At 72.8% G+C, this 20,813-nt stretch carries 18 protein-coding genes, 1 tRNA gene and 1 pseudogene; 9 read left to right on the forward strand and 11 right to left on the reverse strand.

Annotated features, from left to right (window positions below; genetic code table 11):
- Positions 1–54: 54 nt before the first annotated feature.
- Entirely contained in the window at positions 55–768 is a 714-nt protein-coding gene (locus tag ACZ3IG_RS31170; protein ID WP_467436244.1) for a copper chaperone PCu(A)C, read from the reverse strand.
- Positions 769–1,455: 687 nt separating this feature from the next.
- On the opposite strand from ACZ3IG_RS31170, the gene ACZ3IG_RS31175 reads away from it, so the two are divergent.
- The 6 genes from ACZ3IG_RS31175 to ACZ3IG_RS31200 all read left to right on the forward strand — a co-directional run bounded on the left by ACZ3IG_RS31175 (position 1,456) and on the right by ACZ3IG_RS31200 (position 7,977).
- Positions 1,456–1,938 (forward strand): CarD family transcriptional regulator, encoded by a 483-nt coding sequence (locus ACZ3IG_RS31175; RefSeq protein WP_003953493.1) that lies wholly within the window; start codon positions 1,456–1,458, stop codon positions 1,936–1,938.
- 310 nt (positions 1,939–2,248) lie between these two features.
- The gene (ispD, locus tag ACZ3IG_RS31180; RefSeq protein ID WP_467436246.1) at positions 2,249–3,025 is read left to right on the forward strand and encodes a 2-C-methyl-D-erythritol 4-phosphate cytidylyltransferase; all 777 of its coding nucleotides are present in this window, start codon (positions 2,249–2,251) and stop codon (positions 3,023–3,025) included.
- Positions 3,015–3,545, forward strand: coding sequence for a 2-C-methyl-D-erythritol 2,4-cyclodiphosphate synthase (gene ispF / locus ACZ3IG_RS31185; protein WP_467436248.1), 531 nt, complete (start codon positions 3,015–3,017; stop codon positions 3,543–3,545). Before ispD ends, ispF begins: the two co-directional genes overlap by 11 nt.
- Positions 3,546–3,670: 125 nt before the next feature.
- Positions 3,671–5,071, forward strand: a complete 1,401-nt coding sequence (cysS, locus tag ACZ3IG_RS31190; RefSeq protein ID WP_467436250.1) for a cysteine--tRNA ligase — start codon at positions 3,671–3,673, stop codon at positions 5,069–5,071.
- Positions 5,072–5,170: 99 nt separating this feature from the next.
- A complete protein-coding gene (gene rlmB / locus ACZ3IG_RS31195) occupies positions 5,171–6,109 on the forward strand; it encodes a 23S rRNA (guanosine(2251)-2'-O)-methyltransferase RlmB (RefSeq protein ID WP_215166165.1) in 939 nt (312 codons plus the stop codon).
- A 98-nt stretch (positions 6,110–6,207) separates the two neighbouring features.
- The gene (locus ACZ3IG_RS31200) at positions 6,208–7,977 is read left to right on the forward strand and encodes a DoxX family protein (protein ID WP_467436252.1); all 1,770 of its coding nucleotides are present in this window, start codon (positions 6,208–6,210) and stop codon (positions 7,975–7,977) included.
- 98 nt (positions 7,978–8,075) lie between these two features.
- Here ACZ3IG_RS31200 and ACZ3IG_RS31205 read toward each other — a convergent pair whose 3' ends face one another.
- The 4 genes and pseudogenes from ACZ3IG_RS31205 to ACZ3IG_RS31220 form a co-directional block, all read right to left on the reverse strand.
- Positions 8,076–8,807 (reverse strand): nucleotidyltransferase family protein, encoded by a 732-nt coding sequence (locus tag ACZ3IG_RS31205; protein ID WP_467436254.1) that lies wholly within the window; start codon positions 8,805–8,807, stop codon positions 8,076–8,078.
- A 174-nt stretch (positions 8,808–8,981) separates the two neighbouring features.
- Positions 8,982–9,437: a hypothetical protein gene (locus tag ACZ3IG_RS31210; protein WP_215166172.1), complete on the reverse strand. Its 456-nt coding sequence runs from the start codon at positions 9,435–9,437 to the stop codon at positions 8,982–8,984.
- A gap of 221 nt (positions 9,438–9,658) precedes the next feature.
- Positions 9,659–10,795: a diacetylchitobiose ABC transporter ATP-binding protein MsiK gene (gene msiK / locus ACZ3IG_RS31215; RefSeq protein WP_467436256.1), complete on the reverse strand. Its 1,137-nt coding sequence runs from the start codon at positions 10,793–10,795 to the stop codon at positions 9,659–9,661.
- Positions 10,796–10,951: 156 nt separating this feature from the next.
- A pseudogene (locus tag ACZ3IG_RS31220) lies at positions 10,952–11,846 on the reverse strand (helix-turn-helix transcriptional regulator).
- Positions 11,847–11,949: 103 nt separating this feature from the next.
- Here ACZ3IG_RS31220 and ACZ3IG_RS31225 point away from each other — a divergent pair.
- The 3 genes from ACZ3IG_RS31225 (at position 11,950) to ACZ3IG_RS31235 (ending at position 13,708) form a co-directional block, all read left to right on the forward strand.
- Positions 11,950–12,360, forward strand: coding sequence for a DUF3224 domain-containing protein (locus tag ACZ3IG_RS31225; RefSeq protein ID WP_467436258.1), 411 nt, complete (start codon positions 11,950–11,952; stop codon positions 12,358–12,360).
- Positions 12,361–12,433: 73 nt separating this feature from the next.
- Positions 12,434–12,507: transfer RNA gene (locus ACZ3IG_RS31230), tRNA-Thr, on the forward strand.
- 169 nt (positions 12,508–12,676) lie between these two features.
- Positions 12,677–13,708 (forward strand): methyltransferase domain-containing protein, encoded by a 1,032-nt coding sequence (locus ACZ3IG_RS31235; protein ID WP_467436259.1) that lies wholly within the window; start codon positions 12,677–12,679, stop codon positions 13,706–13,708.
- 80 nt (positions 13,709–13,788) lie between these two features.
- Here the strand turns inward: ACZ3IG_RS31235 and ACZ3IG_RS31240 are convergent, their stop codons facing one another.
- The 6 genes from ACZ3IG_RS31240 to ACZ3IG_RS31265 are packed head-to-tail and all read right to left on the reverse strand — an operon-like array spanning position 13,789 to position 20,757.
- Positions 13,789–15,126 carry an NADase-type glycan-binding domain-containing protein gene (locus tag ACZ3IG_RS31240; protein ID WP_467436261.1) on the reverse strand — a complete coding sequence of 446 codons (1,338 nt, stop codon included), beginning with the start codon at positions 15,124–15,126 and terminating at the stop codon, positions 13,789–13,791.
- A complete protein-coding gene (locus tag ACZ3IG_RS31245; RefSeq protein ID WP_467436262.1) occupies positions 15,123–15,680 on the reverse strand; it encodes a phage tail protein in 558 nt (185 codons plus the stop codon). Before ACZ3IG_RS31245 ends, ACZ3IG_RS31240 begins: the two co-directional genes overlap by 4 nt.
- The gene (locus ACZ3IG_RS31250; RefSeq protein ID WP_467436263.1) at positions 15,677–17,635 is read right to left on the reverse strand and encodes a putative baseplate assembly protein; all 1,959 of its coding nucleotides are present in this window, start codon (positions 17,633–17,635) and stop codon (positions 15,677–15,679) included. The genes ACZ3IG_RS31245 and ACZ3IG_RS31250 overlap by 4 nt, the downstream gene beginning before the upstream one ends.
- Positions 17,635–18,087: a GPW/gp25 family protein gene (locus ACZ3IG_RS31255; RefSeq protein WP_467436265.1), complete on the reverse strand. Its 453-nt coding sequence runs from the start codon at positions 18,085–18,087 to the stop codon at positions 17,635–17,637. The genes ACZ3IG_RS31250 and ACZ3IG_RS31255 overlap by 1 nt, the downstream gene beginning before the upstream one ends.
- Positions 18,088–18,118: 31 nt before the next feature.
- Positions 18,119–20,041: a VgrG-related protein gene (locus ACZ3IG_RS31260; protein ID WP_467436266.1), complete on the reverse strand. Its 1,923-nt coding sequence runs from the start codon at positions 20,039–20,041 to the stop codon at positions 18,119–18,121.
- On the reverse strand, positions 20,041–20,757 hold the full coding sequence (locus ACZ3IG_RS31265) for a CIS tube protein (protein ID WP_467436268.1): 717 nt from the start codon (positions 20,755–20,757) through the stop codon (positions 20,041–20,043). Before ACZ3IG_RS31265 ends, ACZ3IG_RS31260 begins: the two co-directional genes overlap by 1 nt.
- Positions 20,758–20,813 lie beyond the last annotated feature (56 nt).

Below are 20,813 nucleotides of genomic sequence, written 5' to 3' on the forward strand. Positions count from 1 at the left end.
CGCCGAAGGGCGGGACTCCCGGTGCCGGGTGTCCCGCCCTTCGGCGTACGGCGCTCAGTGGCCGGAGGTGTCCGCGTCCGTGTCAGCGTCCGCGTCCGCGGAGACGCTGGCGGACGCCGAGTCCGTCGGGGTGCCCGACACGGAGGACTCGGCTCCGGGGTCGCCCGACGCGTCACCGTCCTGGCGCTCGGAGGTCTCCTCGTCGGGGGAGGCGGACGACGTCGCCGGGTTCTCGGTGGCGTCCGGCGCGGTCGGGACCTCGCTCGGGCCCCACGAGGTGAAGTAGCTCTCGGCCGGGACGACGAACGCCTTCAGGCTCACGTCACCGGACTTGCTGAAGGTGAAGGTGATCTTCTGCGCGTCGCCGTCCTGGACGGCCTCGCCGCCGTCGGTCAGCACGGCGGCGGCGTTGTTCTCGCCGCCGATGATCAGGGAGCCCCCGGCCGGGACGGTCAGCTCCTTGCCCTCGACCGGCTTCAGCTCCGCGGTCTTGCCGGTGCCGTCGACGCGGACCGACTCCAGCGTCTGCTCGGTGGAGCCGTTGTTGAAGAGGGTGGCGGAGACGGCGGCCGGGCCGGTCGACTCGGGGTCGGGCTGGGTGATGACGATGGCGTTCTGGATCTTGATGTCGCCGACGGTCGTCGCCGCGTTGTCCGGCTTGATCTGCAAGGTCTGGGCGTTGTTGCCGGCACCGCACGCGGCGAGCGAGGCGATCGAGAACGCGATGGCGGCGGCGGCGAGGGCGCCGCGTCGAAGGCTGCTGCTCACGGCGGCGGCAACTCCTTGACTCGTCGAGGCGGCGGCAACGGATAAAGCCGCCCTAAGTGATGGTCAGCGGCTTCAGGTTACCGACCGGGTCGCCCGCCGCCGCACCCGACCCTCCCCCCTGGGCTCCGGCTTCGCCCGGAGGGCGGCCCGGCGGTCCTTCGGTGCCCCGGATCACGGAGGCCACCTGAGGGCCCGCGAGACCACCCGCGCCACACCGGCCACACCAGTCACATTGAGCCATCCGCGCCCCGTCATTCACATAAGAAGCCCCCGGAGAACCCTCCCGGCATACCACCGGCCGAACGGACCACACATTTTCCGTGAAGGAATGTGCGGGCGACGGCGAAATTGATCACGGGCCGGGTAGTGCGAACGTGTCGTGATCAATTCTGGATTCGTCCGGAAGCACCCCGGGGCACCGAACGGAGTAGCGGAAGTCGCACGCATGGAACCGGACATAAGGGGACGTTCGGCCGCTCGGCGGGGCCTCCGGAGGTGTGTGACGCCGGTGTTTCGCCCGCCCCGAAGAGCCGCTCCGACCTGCGAATACCTTCTTCCGGTCGGCCCGCGCAGCACGTCCCGGTTGCTGTTGTCAAGCCCCGAGATATGCCCTGACCTGCGAAAACGCCATTCAGAACCCGCCGTTTCCGTGTTACCCTGGATAGCCACGGAAGGGGTACCTGTCACATGACGTTCAAGGTTGGCGACACCGTGGTCTATCCCCATCACGGGGCCGCGCTGATCGAGGCTATCGAAACTCGCCAGATCAAAGGCGTGGACAAGACCTACTTGGTGCTGAAGGTCGCCCAGGGCGACCTGACGGTACGTGTGCCAGCGGACAATGCGGAGTTCGTCGGCGTGCGTGATGTGGTCGGTCAGGACGGGCTGGACCGGGTCTTCGAGGTGCTGCGCGCGCCGTACGCCGAGGAGCCCACGAACTGGTCGCGTCGCTACAAGGCAAACCTGGAGAAGCTCGCCTCCGGCGATGTCATCAAGGTCGCGGAGGTGGTACGCGACCTGTGGCGCCGGGAGCGTGAGCGCGGACTCTCCGCCGGTGAGAAGCGCATGCTCGCCAAGGCCCGCCAGATCCTGGTGAGCGAGCTGGCTCTCGCGGAGAACACCAACGAGGACAAGGCCGAAGCCCTGCTCGACGAGGTGCTCGCCTCCTGAGGCACTCCTCCTGAAGTACGGCTCCTGAAGCACGGCGGAACCACTCGGTTCCGCACATGAAATGCCGCGGTGCCCGATGACGTCTTTGCCGTCGCGGGCACTGCGGCATGTCCGTACCCAGGTGCCTTCCGCACGGTGCTTTCCGTACGCTCACCCCGGGGGAATTCCTGAGACCTCCCCCGAGTCCTGGTGTGCCGGGCCCGGGCAGCTGCCTCGACCAGTGTCACGGAAGGGTCCGGTCAAGGCGTCGCGCCCGGCACTCCCAGGGCCATACCCACGCCAGGCCAGCACACAAACCTGACAGGAACCGATGTCTGACGAATCGCGTCCCTCGCCCGCGGACACCCCTGTGACCAGCCCCGCCGGGGCCCGTACCGCCGCCGTCATCCCCGCTGCCGGACGGGGCGTGCGCCTCGGGCCCGGCGCCCCCAAGGCCCTGCGCACGCTGGGCGGCACGCCGATGCTCATCCACGCGGTCCGCGCGATGGCCGCCTCCCGCGCGGTCTCCCTGGTCGTGGTCGTGGCGCCGCCCGAAGGAGCCGTCGAGGTCAAGACCCTGCTCGCGGCCCACGCCCTGCCCGAGCGCACCGACTTCGTGGTCGTCCCGGGCGGTGAGTCCCGCCAGGAGTCCGTACGGCTCGGCCTCGACGCGCTGCCGCCCGAGTACGACGTCGTCCTCGTCCACGACGCGGCCCGGCCGCTGGTGCCCGTCGACACGGTGGACTCCGTCATCGAGGCGGTGCGCGAGGGCGCCCCGGCGGTGGTGCCCGCGCTGCCGCTCGCCGACACGGTCAAGGAGGTCGCGCCGGCCGAGGCGCCGGGCGGCGCCGAGCCGGTGGTGGCGACGCCCGAGCGGGCGCGGCTGCGGGCGGTGCAGACGCCGCAGGGCTTCGACCGGCGGGTGCTGGTGCGGGCCCACGCGGAGGTGACGGAGAACGTGACCGACGACGCCAGCATGGTGGAGCAGCTCGGACTGACGGTGATGGTGGTGCCGGGCCACGAGGAGGCGTTCAAGGTGACGCGCCCGCTGGACCTGGTGCTGGCCGAGGCGGTCGTGGCGCGCAGGAGGCTGAACGATGGCTTCTGACGCCGTGCGGGAGACCCTCCCGGTCCTGCCGAGGGTCGGCGTCGGGACCGACATCCACGCCTTCGAGGACGGGCGCGAGCTGTGGTGCGCCGGGCTGAAGTGGGAGGGCGAGGGGCCGGGACTGGCCGGGCACTCCGACGCGGACGTGGTCGCGCACGCGGCGTGCAACGCGCTCTTCTCGGCGGCCGGGCTCGGGGATCTGGGCCAGCACTTCGGGACCGGCCGGCCCCAGTGGTCCGGGGCGTCCGGGGTGACGCTGCTGACGGAGGCCGCGCGGATCGTGCGCGCGGCCGGGTTCCGGATCGGGAACGTCGCCGTCCAGGTCGTCGGCGCCCGGCCCAAGGTCGGCAAGCGCCGGGCCGAGGCGGAGCAGGTGCTGTCGGACGCGGTCGGGGCGCCGGTGTCGGTGTCCGGCGCGACGACGGACGGCCTCGGGTTCCCGGGCCGGGGGGAGGGGCTGATGGCGGTCGCGACGGCACTGGTCGTCTCCGACCCGGCCGCCGCCCACCCGCCCGCCTGACCCGGCCGGCAGAAGGGGTCCCCGCCCCGGGCGGGCGGGGCCCCGCCCGCCCGCCGCCGGCCAGGCCGGCCGTCGGGGTTCCCGAAAGTCCTGGGGCACTGCCCGCGGGCCACTACCCTGGACTCGTGACTATTCGGCTGTACGACACCAGCGCCCGGCAGATCCGTGACTTCGCCCCCCTCACGCCGGGCTGCGTCTCGATCTACCTGTGTGGCGCCACCGTGCAGGCCGCCCCGCACATCGGGCACATCCGGTCGGGGCTGAACTTCGACATCATGCGCCGCTGGTTCGCCCACCGCGGCTACGACGTCACGTTCATCCGCAACGTCACGGACATCGACGACAAGATCATCAAGAAGGCGGCCGAGCAGAACCGCCCCTGGTGGTCCATCGGCTACGAGAACGAGCGGGCGTTCAACGACGCCTACGCCGCCCTCGGCTGCCTGCCGCCCACCTACGAACCGCGCGCCACCGGCCACATCACCGAGATGGTCGAGATGATGCGCGGCCTGATCGAGCGCGGCCACGCCTACGAGGCCGACGGCAACGTCTACTTCGACGTACGGTCGCTGCCGGGCTACCTGGCGCTGTCCAACCAGGACCTCGACGACCTGCGCCAGCCCTCCGGCGAGGGCGAGTCCGGCAAGCGCGACCCCCGGGACTTCGCCATGTGGAAGGCGGCCAAGCCCGGGGAGCCGAGCTGGGAGACGCCGTGGGGCCGGGGGCGGCCCGGCTGGCACCTGGAGTGCTCGGCCATGGCGCACAAGTACCTGGGCCGCGAGTTCGACATCCACGGCGGCGGGATCGACCTGATCTTCCCGCACCACGAGAACGAGATCGCCCAGGCCAAGGGGTTCGGCGACGCCTTCGCCCGCTACTGGGTGCACAACGCCTGGGTCACCATGAGCGGCGAGAAGATGTCCAAGTCGCTCGGCAACTCCGTGCTCGTCAGCGAGATGGTCAAGCAGTGGCGGCCCATCGTGCTGCGCTACTACCTCGGCACCCCGCACTACCGCTCCACCATCGAGTACAGCGAGGAGTCGCTGCGCGAGGCCGAGACGGCGTTCGCCCGGATCGAGGGATTCGTGCAGCGCGCCGCCGAACTGGCCGGCACCACCGTCGAGCCCGCCGCCGAGGTGCCGCCCGCCTTCGCCGAGGCGATGGACGACGACCTCGGCGTCCCGCAGGCGCTCGCCGTCGTGCACACCACCGTCCGGCAGGGCAACAGCGCGCTGGCCGCCGACGACAAGGACGCCGCCGTCGCGCGGCTCGCCGAGGTGCGGGCCATGCTCGGGGTGCTGGGCCTGGACCCGCTGGACGCCCGCTGGGCCGGCGAGACCGAGAGCGGCGAGGACCTGAACGGCGTGGTCGACAGCCTCGTACGCCTCGTGCTCGACCAGCGGGAAGCGGCGCGCGCCCGCAAGGACTGGGCCACCGCGGACGCGATCCGCGACCGGCTCGGACAGGCCGGGCTGGTCATCGAGGACAGCCCGCAGGGGCCGCGCTGGAGCGTCGGACCCCGCTGACCGGCACCCTCAACCGAAGATCGACTGTGCCGCCCGGCCCCCCGGGCGGCACACTGCATAAGACGTACTGACAGACATCAGAGAGCGAGACACGTACTCATGGCCGCTAACAACCGCCGCATGTCCGGCAAGAAGGGCGCGCAGGTCGGCAGTGGCGGCCAGCGGCGCCGGGGCCTGGAAGGCAAGGGGCCCACGCCGCCCGCCGAGATGCGCAAGGGACACGTCAAGCAGCGCGCCGCCGCCGCGAAGAGCCGCCGCGCCCAGGGGCGCACGCAGGCGCGGCGCGGCGGCAGGTCGGCCTCCGAGATGGTCGTCGGCCGCAACCCCGTCGTCGAGGCGCTGCGCGGGGGCGTGCCCGCCTCCACGCTCTACGTCCAGCAGTTCATCGACAGCGACGAGCGGGTACGCGAGGCGCTCCAGCTCGCCGCCGAGCGCGGCGGGATCAACCTCATGGAGGCGCCGCGGCCCGAGCTGGACCGCATGACCAACGGGCTGAACCACCAGGGGCTCGTGCTCCAGGTGCCGCCCTACGAGTACGCCCACCCCGAGGACCTGCTCGACGCCGCCGCCGACGACGGCGAGGACGCGCTGATCGTCGCCCTCGACGGGGTCACCGACCCGCGCAACCTCGGCGCCGTCGTCCGGTCCGTCTCCGCGTTCGGCGGGCACGGCGTGGTCGTGCCCGAGCGGCGCGCGGCCGGGATGACCGCGGGCGCCTGGAAGACGTCCGCCGGCACGGCCGCCCGTACGCCCGTCGCCCGCGCCACCAACCTGACGCGCGCGCTGGAGCAGTACAAGAAGGCCGGTGTCACGGTCGTCGGACTGGCCGCCGACGGGGAGGTCGAGGTCGGTGAGCTGGAGGCCCTGGCGGGGCCCGTCGTCATCGTCGTCGGCAGCGAGGGCAAGGGACTGTCCCGGCTGGTCGGCGAGACCTGCGACTTCCGGGTGCGCATCCCGATGCCGGGCGGCGCCGAGTCGCTCAACGCCGGTGTGGCGGCGGGCGTCGTGCTCTACGAGGCGGCCCGCAGGCGTTCCTGACGGGCACCGGGTGGTGCCGGTGGTGCGGGTGATCTTGACGGGGTCCGGACAGACTCGGCGGGTCAAAGCAGTGTCCTAACGTCACGTCACTCGGTTAGATGAGTGTGGACACCAGAACACCCCGCACACCCACGGGGGACCGCTCGTCGGGAATCGACGACGCTCCCGCGCTGAGCATGGTGAAGGTGCCGAGCGATCCGGCCGAGGTCATCGTCAACCACGCGAGTTTCCGCGTGCAGTTGGGTACCTCGGCGGGGCGGACCAGGTCCGCGCGGATCACCCGGCATCTGAGCGCCACCCAGGACACCGCCCGTATCCCCGTCGTCGGCAAGGACGGGCGGACGGGCGCCCCGGCCGCGCCCGCCCGCCGCCGTCCCGTCGTCTGGAGCGGCCGGTCCGACCCGGACGACACCGGTGCCCACCGGCTGCTCCAGGCCGTACGGGCCGGCGCCGCCCCGGCCGACACCGGCGCCACCCAGGTCATCCCGCACGTCGACGCCGGCGGCCCGCCCGGCGACGGCTACGACGACGGGTACGGCGAGTACGGCGAGTACGACGACCGCTCCACCCAGACGCTCCCGACCCCCGTCGTCGGCGCCCAGCGCACCGGCGGCAGTACCGGCGGCAGTACCGGCGGCGGTACGGACGGCACCCGGCTGCTCCCCGCCATGCGCACCGTCGGCAGCGCCTACGACGAACCCGGCTTCGGGCGACCGCCCTACCCGGACGACGAGTACGGCGCCTACGAGGACGAGGCGGACGACGGCCTCGAACCGGCCGGACCCCGCTCCGGGCGGTACGCCGACGACCCCGCGCGGCACGCCTACTATCCCGGCCGCCGGATGAACCTGGGCGTCGTGCTCCTCCCGCTGCGCGTCTTCCTCGGCTTCATCTCCGTCTACGCCGGCATGGGCAAGCTCTGCGACCCGGTCTACTTCGACGGCGGCGAACGCGGCTCCATGGTGAAGTGGCTGAACACGCTGCACCCGTGGGAAGTCGCCGAGCCGCTGCGCCAGTTCGCCCTCGCCCACCCGGTCGGCTCCGGGCTGGTCATCGCCTTCCTCCAGGTCATCGTCGGCGTCCTGACCGTGCTCGGCTGCTGGCAGCGGGTGGTCGCGGCGGTCGGCGCGTTCCTGTCGGCGGCCCTGCTGCTCACGGTGAGCTGGAAGAGCGTCCCCGTCTACGACGCCCCCGACATCATCTACCTCGCCGCCTGGTCGCCGCTGGTCATCGCCGGGGCGCCGGTGTACTCGGTCGACGGCCGGCTCGCGGGCGGTGCCTGGCGGCGGCTGGGCCCGCGCTCCGACATCTGGGACCTGCGCCGCTACGTGCTGCGCCGCGGTGCCCTGATCACCTTCCTCGTCACCGGCGTGACCCTGCTGGTCGGCTCGCTCCTCGGCGGTGCCGTGCGGGACGCGGACCGGGTGGTCGTCCCCGGGCCGGGCGAGAGCCCGCGCAACGAACTGCCGGGCTCGCCGCTGCCCGAGGAGCCCGGTGAGCGGCGGGACGGCAGCCCCGAGGCGTCCACCTCGCCGACCCAGGGCGCCACCTCCGGGACGACGACCGGCCCCAGCGGCGCGGCGGCCACGCCGGGCGCGACCCGCACCACCGACGGTGCCGCGACGGGGAGTGCGCCGAGCCAGACCCAGGGAGCCACGGGCGGGCAGGCCCCGCCGCCCCGGTCCGACCCGGCCGGACAGGCCCCGAGCACCAGCGCCGGCCCGACGGGCGGCGGCGCCACCACGGGCGGCGGCTCCGCCGCGACCAGTGGTACGGGCACCGGCTCCGGCACGGAGACCGGTGGCGGCGGCGACGGCGGGACGACCTCCTCCGGGCGGCCCGGTCTCGTCGGGGGCCTGCTGGGCTGACCGCACGGGACGGACGTACACACAGGGGCCCCGCACCTCCAGGGATCACGGAGGTGCGGGGCCCTCGGGCTTGTCGTCCGCGCTTTACGGACGGGTGGTCAACGGCTCAGCGCGGCCAGTTCCTTCGCCGCCTCCGTGAGGTCCTTCGCGGTGTCGATCGCCCGCCAGTAGGAGCCCTGGGGGATCGGGAAGCCGGACAGCCGGCGCTCGCGGGCCAGCCGGGGGAACGTCGTCCGCTCGTGGTCGCCGCGCTCCGGGAGCATCGCGGCGAACGCCGGGGAGAACACGTAGACGCCCGCGTTGATCTCGAACGTCGACGGGGGCGCCTCGATGAAGTCGGTGATGCGGCCGAACCCGTCCGTCTGCACGGCGCCCCACGGCAGTCGCGGGCGGGCCAGGGCGAGGGTGGCGACGGCGTCCCGCTCGGTGTGGAAGTCGGCCATGTCGCGCAGCGAGAACCGGGTCCAGATGTCGCCGTTGGTGGCGTACCAGGGGCGGTCCGGGTGGGGCAGGCGGGCGGCGGCGTACTTCAGGCCGCCGCCGCGGCCGAGCGGCTCGGGTTCCACGACGGTCGTCACGGAGACCGGCAGGTCGGTGTCGTCCAGCCACTTCTGGAGCACCTCGGCGAGGTGGCCGCAGGAGACCACCACGTCCGTCACGCCCTCCTCGGCGAGCCAGGCGAGCTGGTGACCGATGATCGGCGTCCCCGTGCCGGGGATCTCGACCATCGGCTTGGGCCGGTCGTCGGTGTACGGACGCAGCCGGGAGCCTTGGCCGCCGGCGAGGACGACGGCCTGGGTGGGGCGGCGGGACACGGTCGGGTCGGTCATGAGCCGCACTTTACGGGGGTGCGGCTCGGGGACGTACGCCGTGGTCCGGCAAGGGGGCGCGGGGTCCGGCGGGGCGGGCGGTACGTGACCGGTCGTGTCCGGGCGGCCGGAGCCGCGTGGTGTCACGGCCCCGCGCCCCCGGGGGCGACGCCGGGCACCCGGCCCGCCCGCGGGTCAGCTGTGGGCGGACAGGACGCCCGAGGCGAAGGCGGTGTCGCAGACCGGGCGGGAGTAGGACTGGGCACGGGTCGGGCCGTAGACGCGGACCGCGGCCCGGCCGAGGGCGCGGGCGATGGAGGCGCAGTGCCGGGCGAGGGCGGGGCGTTCGTCGACGGCCTCCTGGAGGTGGGTGAGGGCGACGCCCGGGTCCTCCTCCTGCAACTCGGTCAGCAGCCGGTCGCGCAGCACCTCCTGCGGGGCGCGGGCGGCGGCGGGCGAGGACGCCTCGGGGGCGGTGACGTCCGACGCGGTGAGCACCGAGTTCGAGGGTGCCCCCGACCAGTTGACCCGGGTGACCGCGAGGGTCCCGGAGAGCACCAGGACGACGGGCAGGACGAAGGCGAGGGAGCGGCCGATCCGGCGGGCGGGTCCCCGGCCGCGTCGCGTCTTAAGGGCGGTGGAGTGCTTCACGGAGTGCTTCACGCGAGTGAGGGTAGCGTCCGGTAATGATTTGGCGACATTTAGTCACCGGTTCGAGGGACGGGGAAGGGGGTCCGCGGGGGCGGGAGGTTGACGAACGGGGGTCGAAACGTCGGGTGTGCCGGGGTATTTGTCGACAACGGGAAGGGCCCCGCGGCAAGGCCGCAGGGCCCTTTTCGTCAACGCGGGTGAATGTTCCCCGCGAAACCTCGTCAGTCGGAGAGGCGCTCGCCCGTGGAGGTCGAGAAGACGTGGGTCTCGCCCGGCCGCGGCACGACGTGGACGGTGGCGCCCTTCTCCGGCACCGCGCGGCTGTTGACGCGGACCACCAGGTCCTTGGTCTCGCCGCCGACCTGGACCGTGCCGTAGACGTAGCCGTCGGCGCCGGTCTCCTCGACGACGTTGACCGTGACCGCGAGGCCGGCCGGGGCGTCCGCGGCCGCCTTCGCCAGGCCGGCGGCGGCACCGCCGCCCAGCTCGGCGACGTCGAAGTGCTCGGGGCGGACGCCGACGGTGACCGTGCGGTCGCCCTTGTCGGCGGCGGCCTTGAGCGCGTCCCGGTTGACCGGCACCACGCTGTTGCCGAACTTCACGCCGCCGTCGGTGATCGGCACCTCGATGAGGTTCATCGCGGGGGAGCCGATGAAGCCGGCGACGAAGAGGTTGGCGGGCTTGTCGTACATGTTGCGCGGGGTGTCGACCTGCTGGAGCAGGCCGTCCTTCAGCACGGCGACCCGGTCGCCCATCGTCATGGCCTCGACCTGGTCGTGGGTGACGTAGACGGTGGTGATGCCCAGGCGGCGCTGGAGCGAGGCGATCTGCGTACGCGTCGACACACGGAGCTTGGCGTCCAGGTTGGACAGCGGCTCGTCCATGAGGAAGACCTGCGGCTCACGGACGATCGCGCGGCCCATCGCGACACGCTGGCGCTGACCGCCGGAGAGCGCCTTCGGCTTGCGGTCCAGGTACTCGCTCAGGTCGAGGATCTTCGCGGCCTCCTCGACCTTCTGCCGGATCTCCGCCTTGTTGACGCCGGCGATCTTGAGCGCGAAGCCCATGTTGTCGGCGACGGTCATGTGCGGGTAGAGCGCGTAGTTCTGGAACACCATGGCGATGTCCCGGTCCTTGGGCGGCAGGTGGGTGACGTCGCGGTCACCGATGCGGATGGCGCCGCCGTTGACGTCCTCCAGGCCCGCGAGCATGCGCAGGGAGGTGGACTTGCCGCAGCCGGACGGACCGACGAGGACGAGGAACTCGCCGTCCGCGATCTCGATGTCGAGGCCGTCGACGGCGGGCTTGGTGGAACCCGGGTAGACCCGGGTCGCCTTGTCGAACGTGACAGTGGCCATGGTGGAAGGCCCCCTTCTACCGGCAGGAACGTGCCGGACGATCCGTTGTAGGAAGGTGGTGCCACGACGGGGGTCCCTGATCGGGGCCGTCGCGGTGTCCGTGGATGTTCAGTTGTGCGGGTTCGTGCCTGGTGTAGGCCACACAGGTGAACTGGGTCAGGACGGTACCCCGCGTTCACCTGGTCTGTCAGTACCTGAGGCGGTGTGAACTTCAGGGGAACCCGGCGGGCGGCCCGCGTAGCGCCGGGCCAGTGCGGCCACGGTGTCCACCACGGCCCGGCGCAGCGGCTCGGGACCCAGCACCTCCGCCTCCGTGCCGAGCCGCAGCAGGTCGCCGACCGCGACCGCCTCCGTCTCGACGGGCAGCTCCACCTCCGCCCAGCCGTCCGCGCCGGCCGGCCCGGCCCCCTCCAGGGCCCGTGCGCCCGCCGCCCCGAACAGCATCGGCAGCAGCGTGCGGCCCCGGGGGGAGATCCGCAGCCGGGCCGTGCCCCGGTGCAGCCGGGCCTCCAGCCGGCGGGAGGACTCCGCCCAGTGGGCGGCGAGCGAGAAGCCGGCGGGGCGGTCGAAGACCTCGCCGGTCACCTCGGCGTCCAGGAACCGGGAGACGCGGTACGTACGGACCGTCCCCTCCTGCTGCTCCGCCACCAGGTACCGGATCCCGCCCTTGAGGACGAGGCCCAGCGGGCGCAGCTCCCGCTCCACCTCCCCGGCCCAGCGCGCTGGTCCCACACCGCCCCCGCGACCGCCTTTAGGTACGGCACCGGGTCGGCGTCCCGGAACCACGCCGGGGCGTCCAGGTGGAAGCGCTCAGGAGGTGGCTGCGGCGCCGGTGAGGCCGGTCAGCCGGGTGCGGTAACCGTCCATCAGGCGGTAACCGCCGGCGGGCCCCCGGTCGGCGGCCACCGGGACACCGGCCGCGCCGAGCGCCTCGACGTCCCGGTAGACCGTGCGGACGGACACCTCCAGTTCGGCGGCGAGTTCGGGCGCGGGTCATCCGGCCGCGGCTCTGCGGCAGCAGGAGCAGGGAGAGGAGCCGGCCGGCGCGCATGGCGGCCATGGTGGGCGGAGCGGGGCCGTACCTGACAGGAGGTGTCAGGTACGGCGTCCAGAGTCGTCCCGCACCGCGTCGTACCGACGGAGAGGACACCGCCATGCCCGGCACCCGCACCACCGGCCACTTCACCGCCGCCGACTGGAAGGAGCACCCGCTCACCCCGGCCGACGAGAGCCCCCGCGTCGCCCGCGCGTCCGTGACCAACAGCTTCACCGGCGGCATCGAGGCGTCCGGCACGGTCTGCGAGTACGTCGTCGTCCACGTCCCCGGCGCCACCGGCACCTTCACCGGCGTGGAGCTGCTGACCGGCCGGCTCGACGGCCGTGAGGGCACCTTCGCGGTCGAGGAGCGCGGCCGCTTCGACGCCGACGGGACCGTGCACTGCGCCTTCGAGGTGATCGCCGGGTCGGGGACGGGGGAGCTGACCGGGCTGCGCGGGACGGGGGAGTTCACCGCCCGGCACGGGGAGGCGTCGGTGGCGTACGCGTTCACGTACGAGCTGGGGTGACGGGGAACTTCCTGGCTCAGCGAAACGGGGTCTGTGTACAGTGGAGCAGCCTCCGCGCGGGTACGCGCGCGGTGCCTCCTTAGCTCAGATGGCCAGAGCAACGCACTTGTAATGCGTAGGTCGTCGGTTCGAATCCGACAGGGGGCTCGGATCAACCCCAGGACTCACTCGCCGTGAGCTGGGGTTTTTTCATGGCGTGGGCCGAAGACTTCGTCCGCGAGCGGTCCGGCCGGTGGGGCGGGGCTGTTGAACACCTCTTCCTTAACATGGTTAAGTCGTGTCCTGTGCACGGTCGGCCGGGGCGAGCGGAGGAGTCATGGTGGGTCGAGAGAAGCCGGACCTTGAGGTCCTCCAGGCGGCCCTGGCTGCCCGCGCGCGTCTTCGGCAGTGGGCGCAGAGCGCGGAGTTGCTCGACCTGCTGCACGCGGCGGCGGCGAAGGGATGGCTGGAGGCGTTGGCCCGGCCCGTCACCGTCGAGGAACTCGCGGGCATCAGCGGCGTCCCCGCCGAGCGTGCCTCTCGGGTCGTCGAGGTGCTCCTCGCCGCCGGGGTGGTCCGTGAGACCGGGGACGTGGCACCCTCCTTCGTGCTGGCCGAGGAATTCGCCTCGCTCCAGGCCGGACCGTCCGGGGTACGGACGGACATCGCGCTCGACGCCGTCGACGCGGCACGCGACCGGGTCCGCTCGGCGTTGTCACCACGCACGCCGGACGACTGGCGGGAGGACGCGCTCGTCGTGGCCCGGGACTGGGGCATGCGGCCCTCCGACGCGTCGCGCGCCCTGTTCGGGATGGCCTACGCGGAGATACCGGAGTACCGCGACCGGCTGGCCGCGGGCGGCCCTCTCCTGGATGTCGGCAGCGGGGTCGGCGGAGCCCTGCTCAGCACTCTGACGGCGTACCCGGAGCTGCGCGCGGTCGGCATCGAGCGGGCCGGCGACGTCGTCGAGGAACTGCGGGAACGGGCGGAAGCCGCCGGTGTCGCCTCCCGGCTGGAGATCCGGCACATCGACGCCCGGGAGTTCGACGACGAAGCCGTCCACGGTGTCTGCTACTGGGCACAGGCGTTCTTCCCGAGCCACACCCGGAAGGCCACCCTCGCCACCATCCTGCGCGCCCTCGCCCCCGGCGGACTGCTTCTCGTACAGGAACTCGCCCCGTCGGCGGACGACTCGACGTCCGCCCGCCTGAGCGCGTCCCTCGACGCGCTCGTCGCCGACTGCCGTGGGGTCCCGCCCGTCGTGAGCGCGGAGGACCTGGCCGAAGAACTGCGGGCCGGCGGCTTCACCGGCGTGGAGGTGGTGCCGACTCCCCTCGGTCGTCTCGTCCTGGGCCGGCGCGGACGGTGAAACCCGCATGACGACGCGGCACCTGAAGGAGAACGGCCCCCCGCCGGCGGGCGGGGGGCCGTTCCGGGTTCCGGGGCGGGTCAGGAGCTGTCCCCCGTGGAGCGGCTGAAGAACTCGACCTCGGCGATCGCCACCTGCTTCTTGTCGGAGGTGCCGTACGCGGACTCGATGGTGAAGCGGACCGCGGTGACCTCGCCGACGCGGAAGGCGCGGCGCTGGCCGCCGGCCGCCTGGTCCAGGGTGAGGTCGCGGGTCTTCTTGGTGCCGTCCCTCATGGTGATCGTCGCCTTGACGCGGTGCGGCAGCGCCTGCTCCTGGAGCTTGTCGGCGCGGCTGGAGACGCCCGAGGTGACGATCACGTCGAGCAGCCGGACCGGCTCGCTGAAGCGGGCCTCGATCCACTCGCCCTTGCCGGACTGGGCCACGCCCGGGCCCCACCAGGTGTTGCTGACCTTGTCGAAGACCAGCTCCGGCTTGTGGCCGGGGTAGGAGCGGGACGCCTTCACCGAGTCCGGGGCGACCGGGGCGCGCTTGGCGAAGTGGTCGCGGGTGGCCTGGTAGCCGTCGGGGATGTAGATGATGGCGAGGATCACCGCGGTGATGGTGATCGCGGCCCAGATCCAGGTGCCGATCCGGTCGAAGGTGCGGCGCAGGCGGGGGCGGTCGCCGGCCCAGGGGGTCTCCTGGGTGCCCCGGAACATACGGCGCCACCAGGGGAGGGGGCGGGCGTCCTGGCGTTCGTCGCCGGCCAGCGGCATGGCGCAGCGGATGCAGAAGTGGCGGTCGACGCGGTTGGGCGTGGCGCACCAGGGGCAGGGCGGGCCGCTCTCGCCGTCCTGCGGTCCCACGGGCCGTACCTGGGGCCGGTCGGCCATCGGGACGCCGGGCAGGACGGGGGCGACGGCCGGGTCCGAGGGGACGGTGCGGGCCTCGGGGTCGGCGACGGGGACGAGGAGGGAACGGGCGCGGTGGGCCATGGTGTCGCCCATGTCGGGGGCGGCGGGGGCCGCGGGCGCGGGGGCCGCCGCGGCGGCGGGCAGGGCGGTGGTGGCCGCCGAGTCGCTGTGGTCGGGGGCCGGGGTGGTGGCCGGGGTGGGCGCGGTGGGGGCTCCTTCGGAGGACGTGGCGGGGGCCGGGGGCTCGGACGGGGTGGACGTGTCCTGAGCGGCGGGTCCGCGCTGGTCGCCCTGGGGTTCCTGGGAGCCCCGGGGGCCCTGTCCGGCCGGGGGCGCGGTCGTCGGGGCGGCCGTGGCCGTCGGCGTGGAGCCGTTGGTGCGGGCGGCGGCCGTGGACTCGGCGTTCGGGGTGGAACGGGAGCGGGAGGACGACTCCCAGCTGAGGACGGAGCCGCAGGCGTCGCAGAACGACTGGCCCGGTTCCGCACGGGTGCCGCACTCCGCGCAGTTCTGCGTGGTCATCTCTCCGAAGTCCTTTCGGCGGCGGTCACCTGGACCGTGTAGGGCATGTGAGCGGGGCGGGCGGCCGCCACGAGGGCGTCCAGGCGGTGGGTGTCCGCCGGAACCGGGTCGGCGAGGCGGATGCTGACGTGCAGGCGCGGGCGCCGGTCGCCGGGAACCGGGCCGAGCGGGCGGGCGCTCCACTCCGCGCCGCCGCTCTCGGTGATCTCGGGTTCGACGCCGAAGGCGAGGCGGACGGTCTCGGACAGGCCGCGCCGGGTGCCTCGCACGCGGTGCAGGGCGGCTGCGGCGGCGACGGCGGCGCGCAGCCGGTCCTCGGTCTCCGTGCCGTCGGTCTCCGCGCCGATCCAGTCGCCGAGCCACCGGGTGAAGTCGGCGGGGGCCAGGGACGGGACGAAGTAGGCGTGCAGGCAGTCCAGGACGTTGAGGATCGGCGCCATGACGTCGTCCAGGCCGCCGACGAACCGCAGCGCGAGGTCATCGTCGGCGAAGACGGCCGGGAGCATCATGCCGATGGGCGCGGAGGAGCCGAGGCCGTCGACGGAGCCTCTCACCGGTCGTCTCCGATCACGCGGACCCGGTGGTCGAAGGAGAAGACCAGGGACGGGGCGCTGAGGTCGATGCGGTCGGTGGCGTCGCCGCGCTTGCCGGTCAGCGGGTCGGCGGGGTGGAGTATGACCTCGTCGACGAGTTCGACGCCGGGGACGCGCTGGAGTACGGCGAAGATCTCGCCGGCCTGGACCGGGCGGCCGAAGGGCCAGCCCTTGCCGTCGGCGCCGCCGGTGAGCGGGTCGAGGTGGCGGTAGAGGGCGTCGTGGGCCTGGCGGCGCACCTTGTCGGTGTCGGCGGCGCGGAAGGCGTGCAGCGTGGCGACGACGGTGACGCCCTGGTAGAACGGCGGGCCGACGGCCAGTCGGGTGCCGATGAGGCGGCGTTCGTCCAGGTAGCGGGTGATGCGGTCGAGCAGCGCGTCGCCGGGGACGAGCTGTTCGAAGCGGAGCCGGCCGCCGGGGTCGGGGACGGCCTGGGGGACGACGAGGACGCGGACGGCGTAGGCGCCGTGCTCGCTCTCCTCGCCCTCCAGGCAGGTGATGCGGGCGGTCTCCGGGGCGGCGCGGCGGGCGAGTTCCTCGTAGTCGCGCAGGGTGACGGCGCGTTCCTGGGCGCGCAGTGTGATGGGGGCGCGGACCTTCGCCTCCTCGACGGTCTCGCCGTCGACTCCGCCGCGGGCGGCCTCGCGGTTGACGACCTCGCTGACGAACGGGATGGAGGTGCGCAGGATCCGTACGGCGCCGCGGGCGACGTTGCCGGCCCGGCCGCCGCCGGTGCGGTAGCGGCGGGCGCGCAGCACGGCGCCCTTCGGGGGGACCATGCCGTACTGGCGCAGGCTGCCGTCGGGTTCGCGGACGGAGGGGCCGAAGGCGATCTCGCCGGTGGTGGGGTCGAGGGTGATGTGCCGGTCGTCGGGGCGGGAGCCCGCGAAGTGCGGTACGACGTCCCAGTCGATCCAGCCGTCGTGCTCGGCGCTCTGCAGCAGGACGGGCGGGGTGTCACCGACGACGGGGGCGTGCTCCAGGCGCAGGCGCTGGCCGGGCAGGCCGGTGGACTCGCCGAGCGCCTCGTCGTAGACGGTCTCGGCGTGGATGGCGCTGGTGGTGCCGCCGATGGTGCAGGCCTCGGCGGAGCGGACCGTCGGGGAGGTGGTGTAGAAGGGCTGGTCGGGCAGCGGTTCGGTGACCCGGCAGCGCAGCCAGCCCGCCTCGTGGCCGCCGGTGCGGGAGAGCACGTGGGTGCCGGGGACGTGCAGGACGACCTCGCCGGGGCGGTTGAGACCGCCGGTGCTGTCGCGGTCGACCTCGCAGGGCTGCCAGCCGTCCTCCGTCCAGGCCTCCCAGACCAGGGGCGGCTGGCGGGGGTCGACGCCGACGCCGTCGACGCGGCTGTCGAGTTCCAGGACCACGGCGCAGTGCGGCACGGCGGCGGTGAGGCCGAGCAGCATGCAGTCGCCGGGCCTCGGCGCCTCGGCGAAGCACAGGATGTCGGTGCCCTCGGCGAGGTCGTGGGTGCGGTCGGCGACGGCCTCGCCGCGCTGCTGGACGACCAGGTGCCGCAGGGCGCTGGGGGCGATGCGCAGGTCCCGGTCGACGGCGAAGACGACCGCGTCCTCGTTCTCCGTGCGCAGGGTGGCGACCTCGGTGCCCACCGGTACGGAGACGGCCTCCTCCTGCGGCGCGGACAGCCAGAAGGTGACGTCGGTGCGGGCCGCGCTGGGCGGGAAGAGGGTGATGCCGACCAGGTCCAGGAAGGCCAGGTGGTTCTTCTCCGGGACCCGGTTGAGCCGGTAGACGATCTGGTCGGCCATGTGCGCGACCGTCTCGACGAGGGTGACGCCGGGGTCGGAGACGTTGTGGTCGGTCCACTCCGGGGCGCGCTGCTGGATGTAGCGCTTGGCGTCGTCGACGAACTGCTGGAAGCGGCGGTCGTCGAGGTTCGGGGAGGGCAGGGGCATCAGCGGTCGCTTTCGGGGAGGGTGCCGGGGCCGCCGGACGGGGCCGGTGCGCCCGGTTCCTCGTGGGAGGGGATGACGTAGAACGGGAAGACGAGGCTGCGCGGGTTGTTGGTGCCGCGGATCGAGTAGCGGACGTCGATGAGGAGGGTGCTCTCCTCGGCGCCCACCGACACCTCGACGTCGTGCACCTCGATGCGCGGCTCCCAGCGGTCCAGGCTGAGGTGGACCTCGTGCTGGATGCGGCCCGCGGTCTGCTCGTTGACCGGGGCGAAGACCAGGTCGTGGATGGCGCAGCCGAACTCGGGGCGCATGGGCCGTTCGCCCGGCGCGGTCGACAGGATGAGCCGGATGGCCTCCTCGATCTCCTTCTCGCCGCTGACCAGGGCGATGCCGCCGGTCGGCCCGATGCGCAACGGGAACGACCAGCCGGAGCCTACGAACTGTTCGGCCATCAGCGGGCCACCTGCCTTCCTGGACTGCGGGTCATGACGCACCCGGTATGGGGATCGTGGCCACCTTGAAGATCGGGGACATGACCGTGAACTGCGCGCCCGTGACCCTGGTCTGGACGGGGGAGGTGAGGTTCAGGCCGGCGGTGCCGGTGACGTTCGTCATCGCCCCGCCGGTCAGGTTCGCGACCGCGCCCGCCGTCAGGTTCAGCGCGGCTCCCGCGTTGACGCCGATCTGCGTGGCGGCCCGCATGTTGATCAGGCTGCCGCTCTGCAGGGTGAGCGGGCCGCCGCTCTTGATGGTCAGGGACCGTCCGGCGGTCAGGGACATGCTGGTGCCGGCCTCCACCGACACCGAGCGGCTGCCCGTGATGCTGACCGTGCCCTTGCTGTCGACGGTGATCGCGGTGTTGGCCCGGTCGAGGTTGATGATCAGTTTGTCGTCGCCGGACTGGATGCGTACGCCCTGCTTGCGGGCCAGCTTCGCGCTGAGCAGGTCGACGCGGTTGCCGGTGCGGTCCGAGATGGTGTGCCGGCTGGCCTGGTTGCGGGCACCGGCGTAGAGCTGGACGTCGTTCTTGGTCTCCTGGTCGCGGCCGTTGTAGAGCCCGCCGATGACGAAGGGGTGGTCGAGGGCGCCCCGGTCGAAGGCGACGAGCACCTCGTCGCCGACGTCCATCGGGAAGAAGCCGCCGCCGCCCTTGCCGCCGAGCTGCACCGAGCGCGTCCAGTCGCTGACGTAGGTGTCGTCCAGCCACGGGAACTTGAGCTTGACCCGGCCTCGTTTCAGCGGGTCGGTGACATCGGTGACGACGGCGTTGGCGACGCTGGGCAGCTTGGGCGCGGTCTCGGTGCCGCCGGAGGCCAGGCCGTACAGGGAGCGCCACTGGCGTCCGCTGACGGTGAGCGCGGACTCGTAGTGCTCGCCGCTGCCGAAGCTGTGGCGGACGGAGGTGACGGTGTACTTGCCCTCGAAGGGCTTGCCGGTGTCGGCGAGCGCCACCGGGACGCCGGGCCGCAGCTTGGGGTTGCCGCGGACGGCGACCTCCAGTTCGGCGAAGGCGGAGGTGACGTCGTCGGCGAGGGCTTTCGCGGCGTAGGTGACCTCGGCCTGCTTGTCGTAGGGCGTGGTGGTCTCCACCCGCTTGGCCGGCGGGAAGAAGCGGGCCGCGCTGCCGGGGGTGGCGCCGATCTCGAAACCCGGGTTGGTGACGGCCGGGGCGGTGGCGACGATCTCCTTGGCGAGGTTGACGTCCCAGCCCCGCGACTCCACCTTGGCGACCTGGTCGGCGGCGGTGACGGCGGTGCGCAGCCGCAGGATGTCGTGCCGGGCCTGGAGCACGAACGGGCTCTTGTCGCCGTCGGTCTCCGGGGAGGGCGCGCCGGAGGACGGCTTGGGCGAGACGAAGTTGAACTTGCCCTTGGCGTCCAGGGACATGACCATCTCGTTCTCGTCGGCGAGCCGCGCGATGAAGTCCCAGTCGGTGACGTTGCCCTGGCTGATGAACTCGTACGGCGTCTTCGTCGACTCGATCCGGCCGACCGGCACCCCGTTGAGACGGACCAGTTTCTGCACGATCGAGGAGGCGGTCTCGTTGGTGTACGCGGCCACCCGGCGCTGGCGCAGCAGGCGGTGGCCGAGGTCGTAGCCGCGGATCACGGTGAAGGAGCCGGTGCCGTCGTAGTCGGCCTCCAGGGCGGTGACCTCGCCGGTCAGCAGCGGGTCGGAGACGCCCTTGCCGTTGGCGACGGGGGTCAGGACCACCTTGCTGCCGATGTTGACTCCGAGCCGGGTCAGCAGGGTCCGGTTGGGGTCGCGGAAGGTGAGGCGGAACGCGGCGGGGACGCCGACGCCCTGGTCGACCCAGCCCCCGACCAGCAGCGGGGCGATCGTCTTGCGCAGATCGACGCCGTTGATCTTGACCTTGATGATGTTGGAATACGTCAACGGCGGCATCAGCGGTGCACCTCTCCGGTGGCGGGGAGGAGCAGGTCGGTGCCGTTGGGCAGCTGCCCGGGGTCGTCGATCCCGTTGGCCTCGGCGATGGCCCGCCAGGCGGAGGCGTCGCCGTACTCCTGCCAGGCCAGCGACTGGAGCGAGTCCCCGGCGACGACGCGGTGCACACGCTGGGCGGTGAGCGCGCCCGAGGTCGGGTTCTGGCCCTCGGTGGCCTGCGGCAGCTCGTGCAGCTGGAGCTGGCAGGTGGCGCGGATCGGGACGCCGGAGGTGCCGAACAGCGTGTACGAGACGTCGACGGAGCTGACGTACGAGGTGAACCGTGCCGTGGAGAACGAACCCCACTGGAAGATCACCCAGGGCGGCGAGGGCCGGTCGGCGGCCAGGCTCTTGGACGTCACCACGCAGCACTCCAGCAGGGCGTCGACCTGCTTGAGCACCTTGTTGCTGCTGGGCTGGTCCGAGGTGTCCAGGAAGATCTCCACGGACATCTCGCGGGCCACCGGACTCATGAACTCGGGTATGGCGGCGTTCCGGGTGCTCGCCGCGTGCCCCTCCTTCCACTCGGCGCGGCGGGACAGGCTCAGCTGCGCCGGGTTGAACTGGAAGGAGAAGTTCTGGATGAGGGCGCCCGGCGACGTGCTGTCGCCGGTGGGCGGCTCGTGAATGGCGAGGGTGGCGTGGACGAGGCTCTTGCCGGCGCTGCTCTTGGCCATGGGGTGGGCCGCTCCTTTCGTTCCGCTGCTTCCGGTGGTTCCGGTGGTTCCGCTGG

This window comes from Streptomyces sp. NPDC016677 (assembly GCF_055562815.1).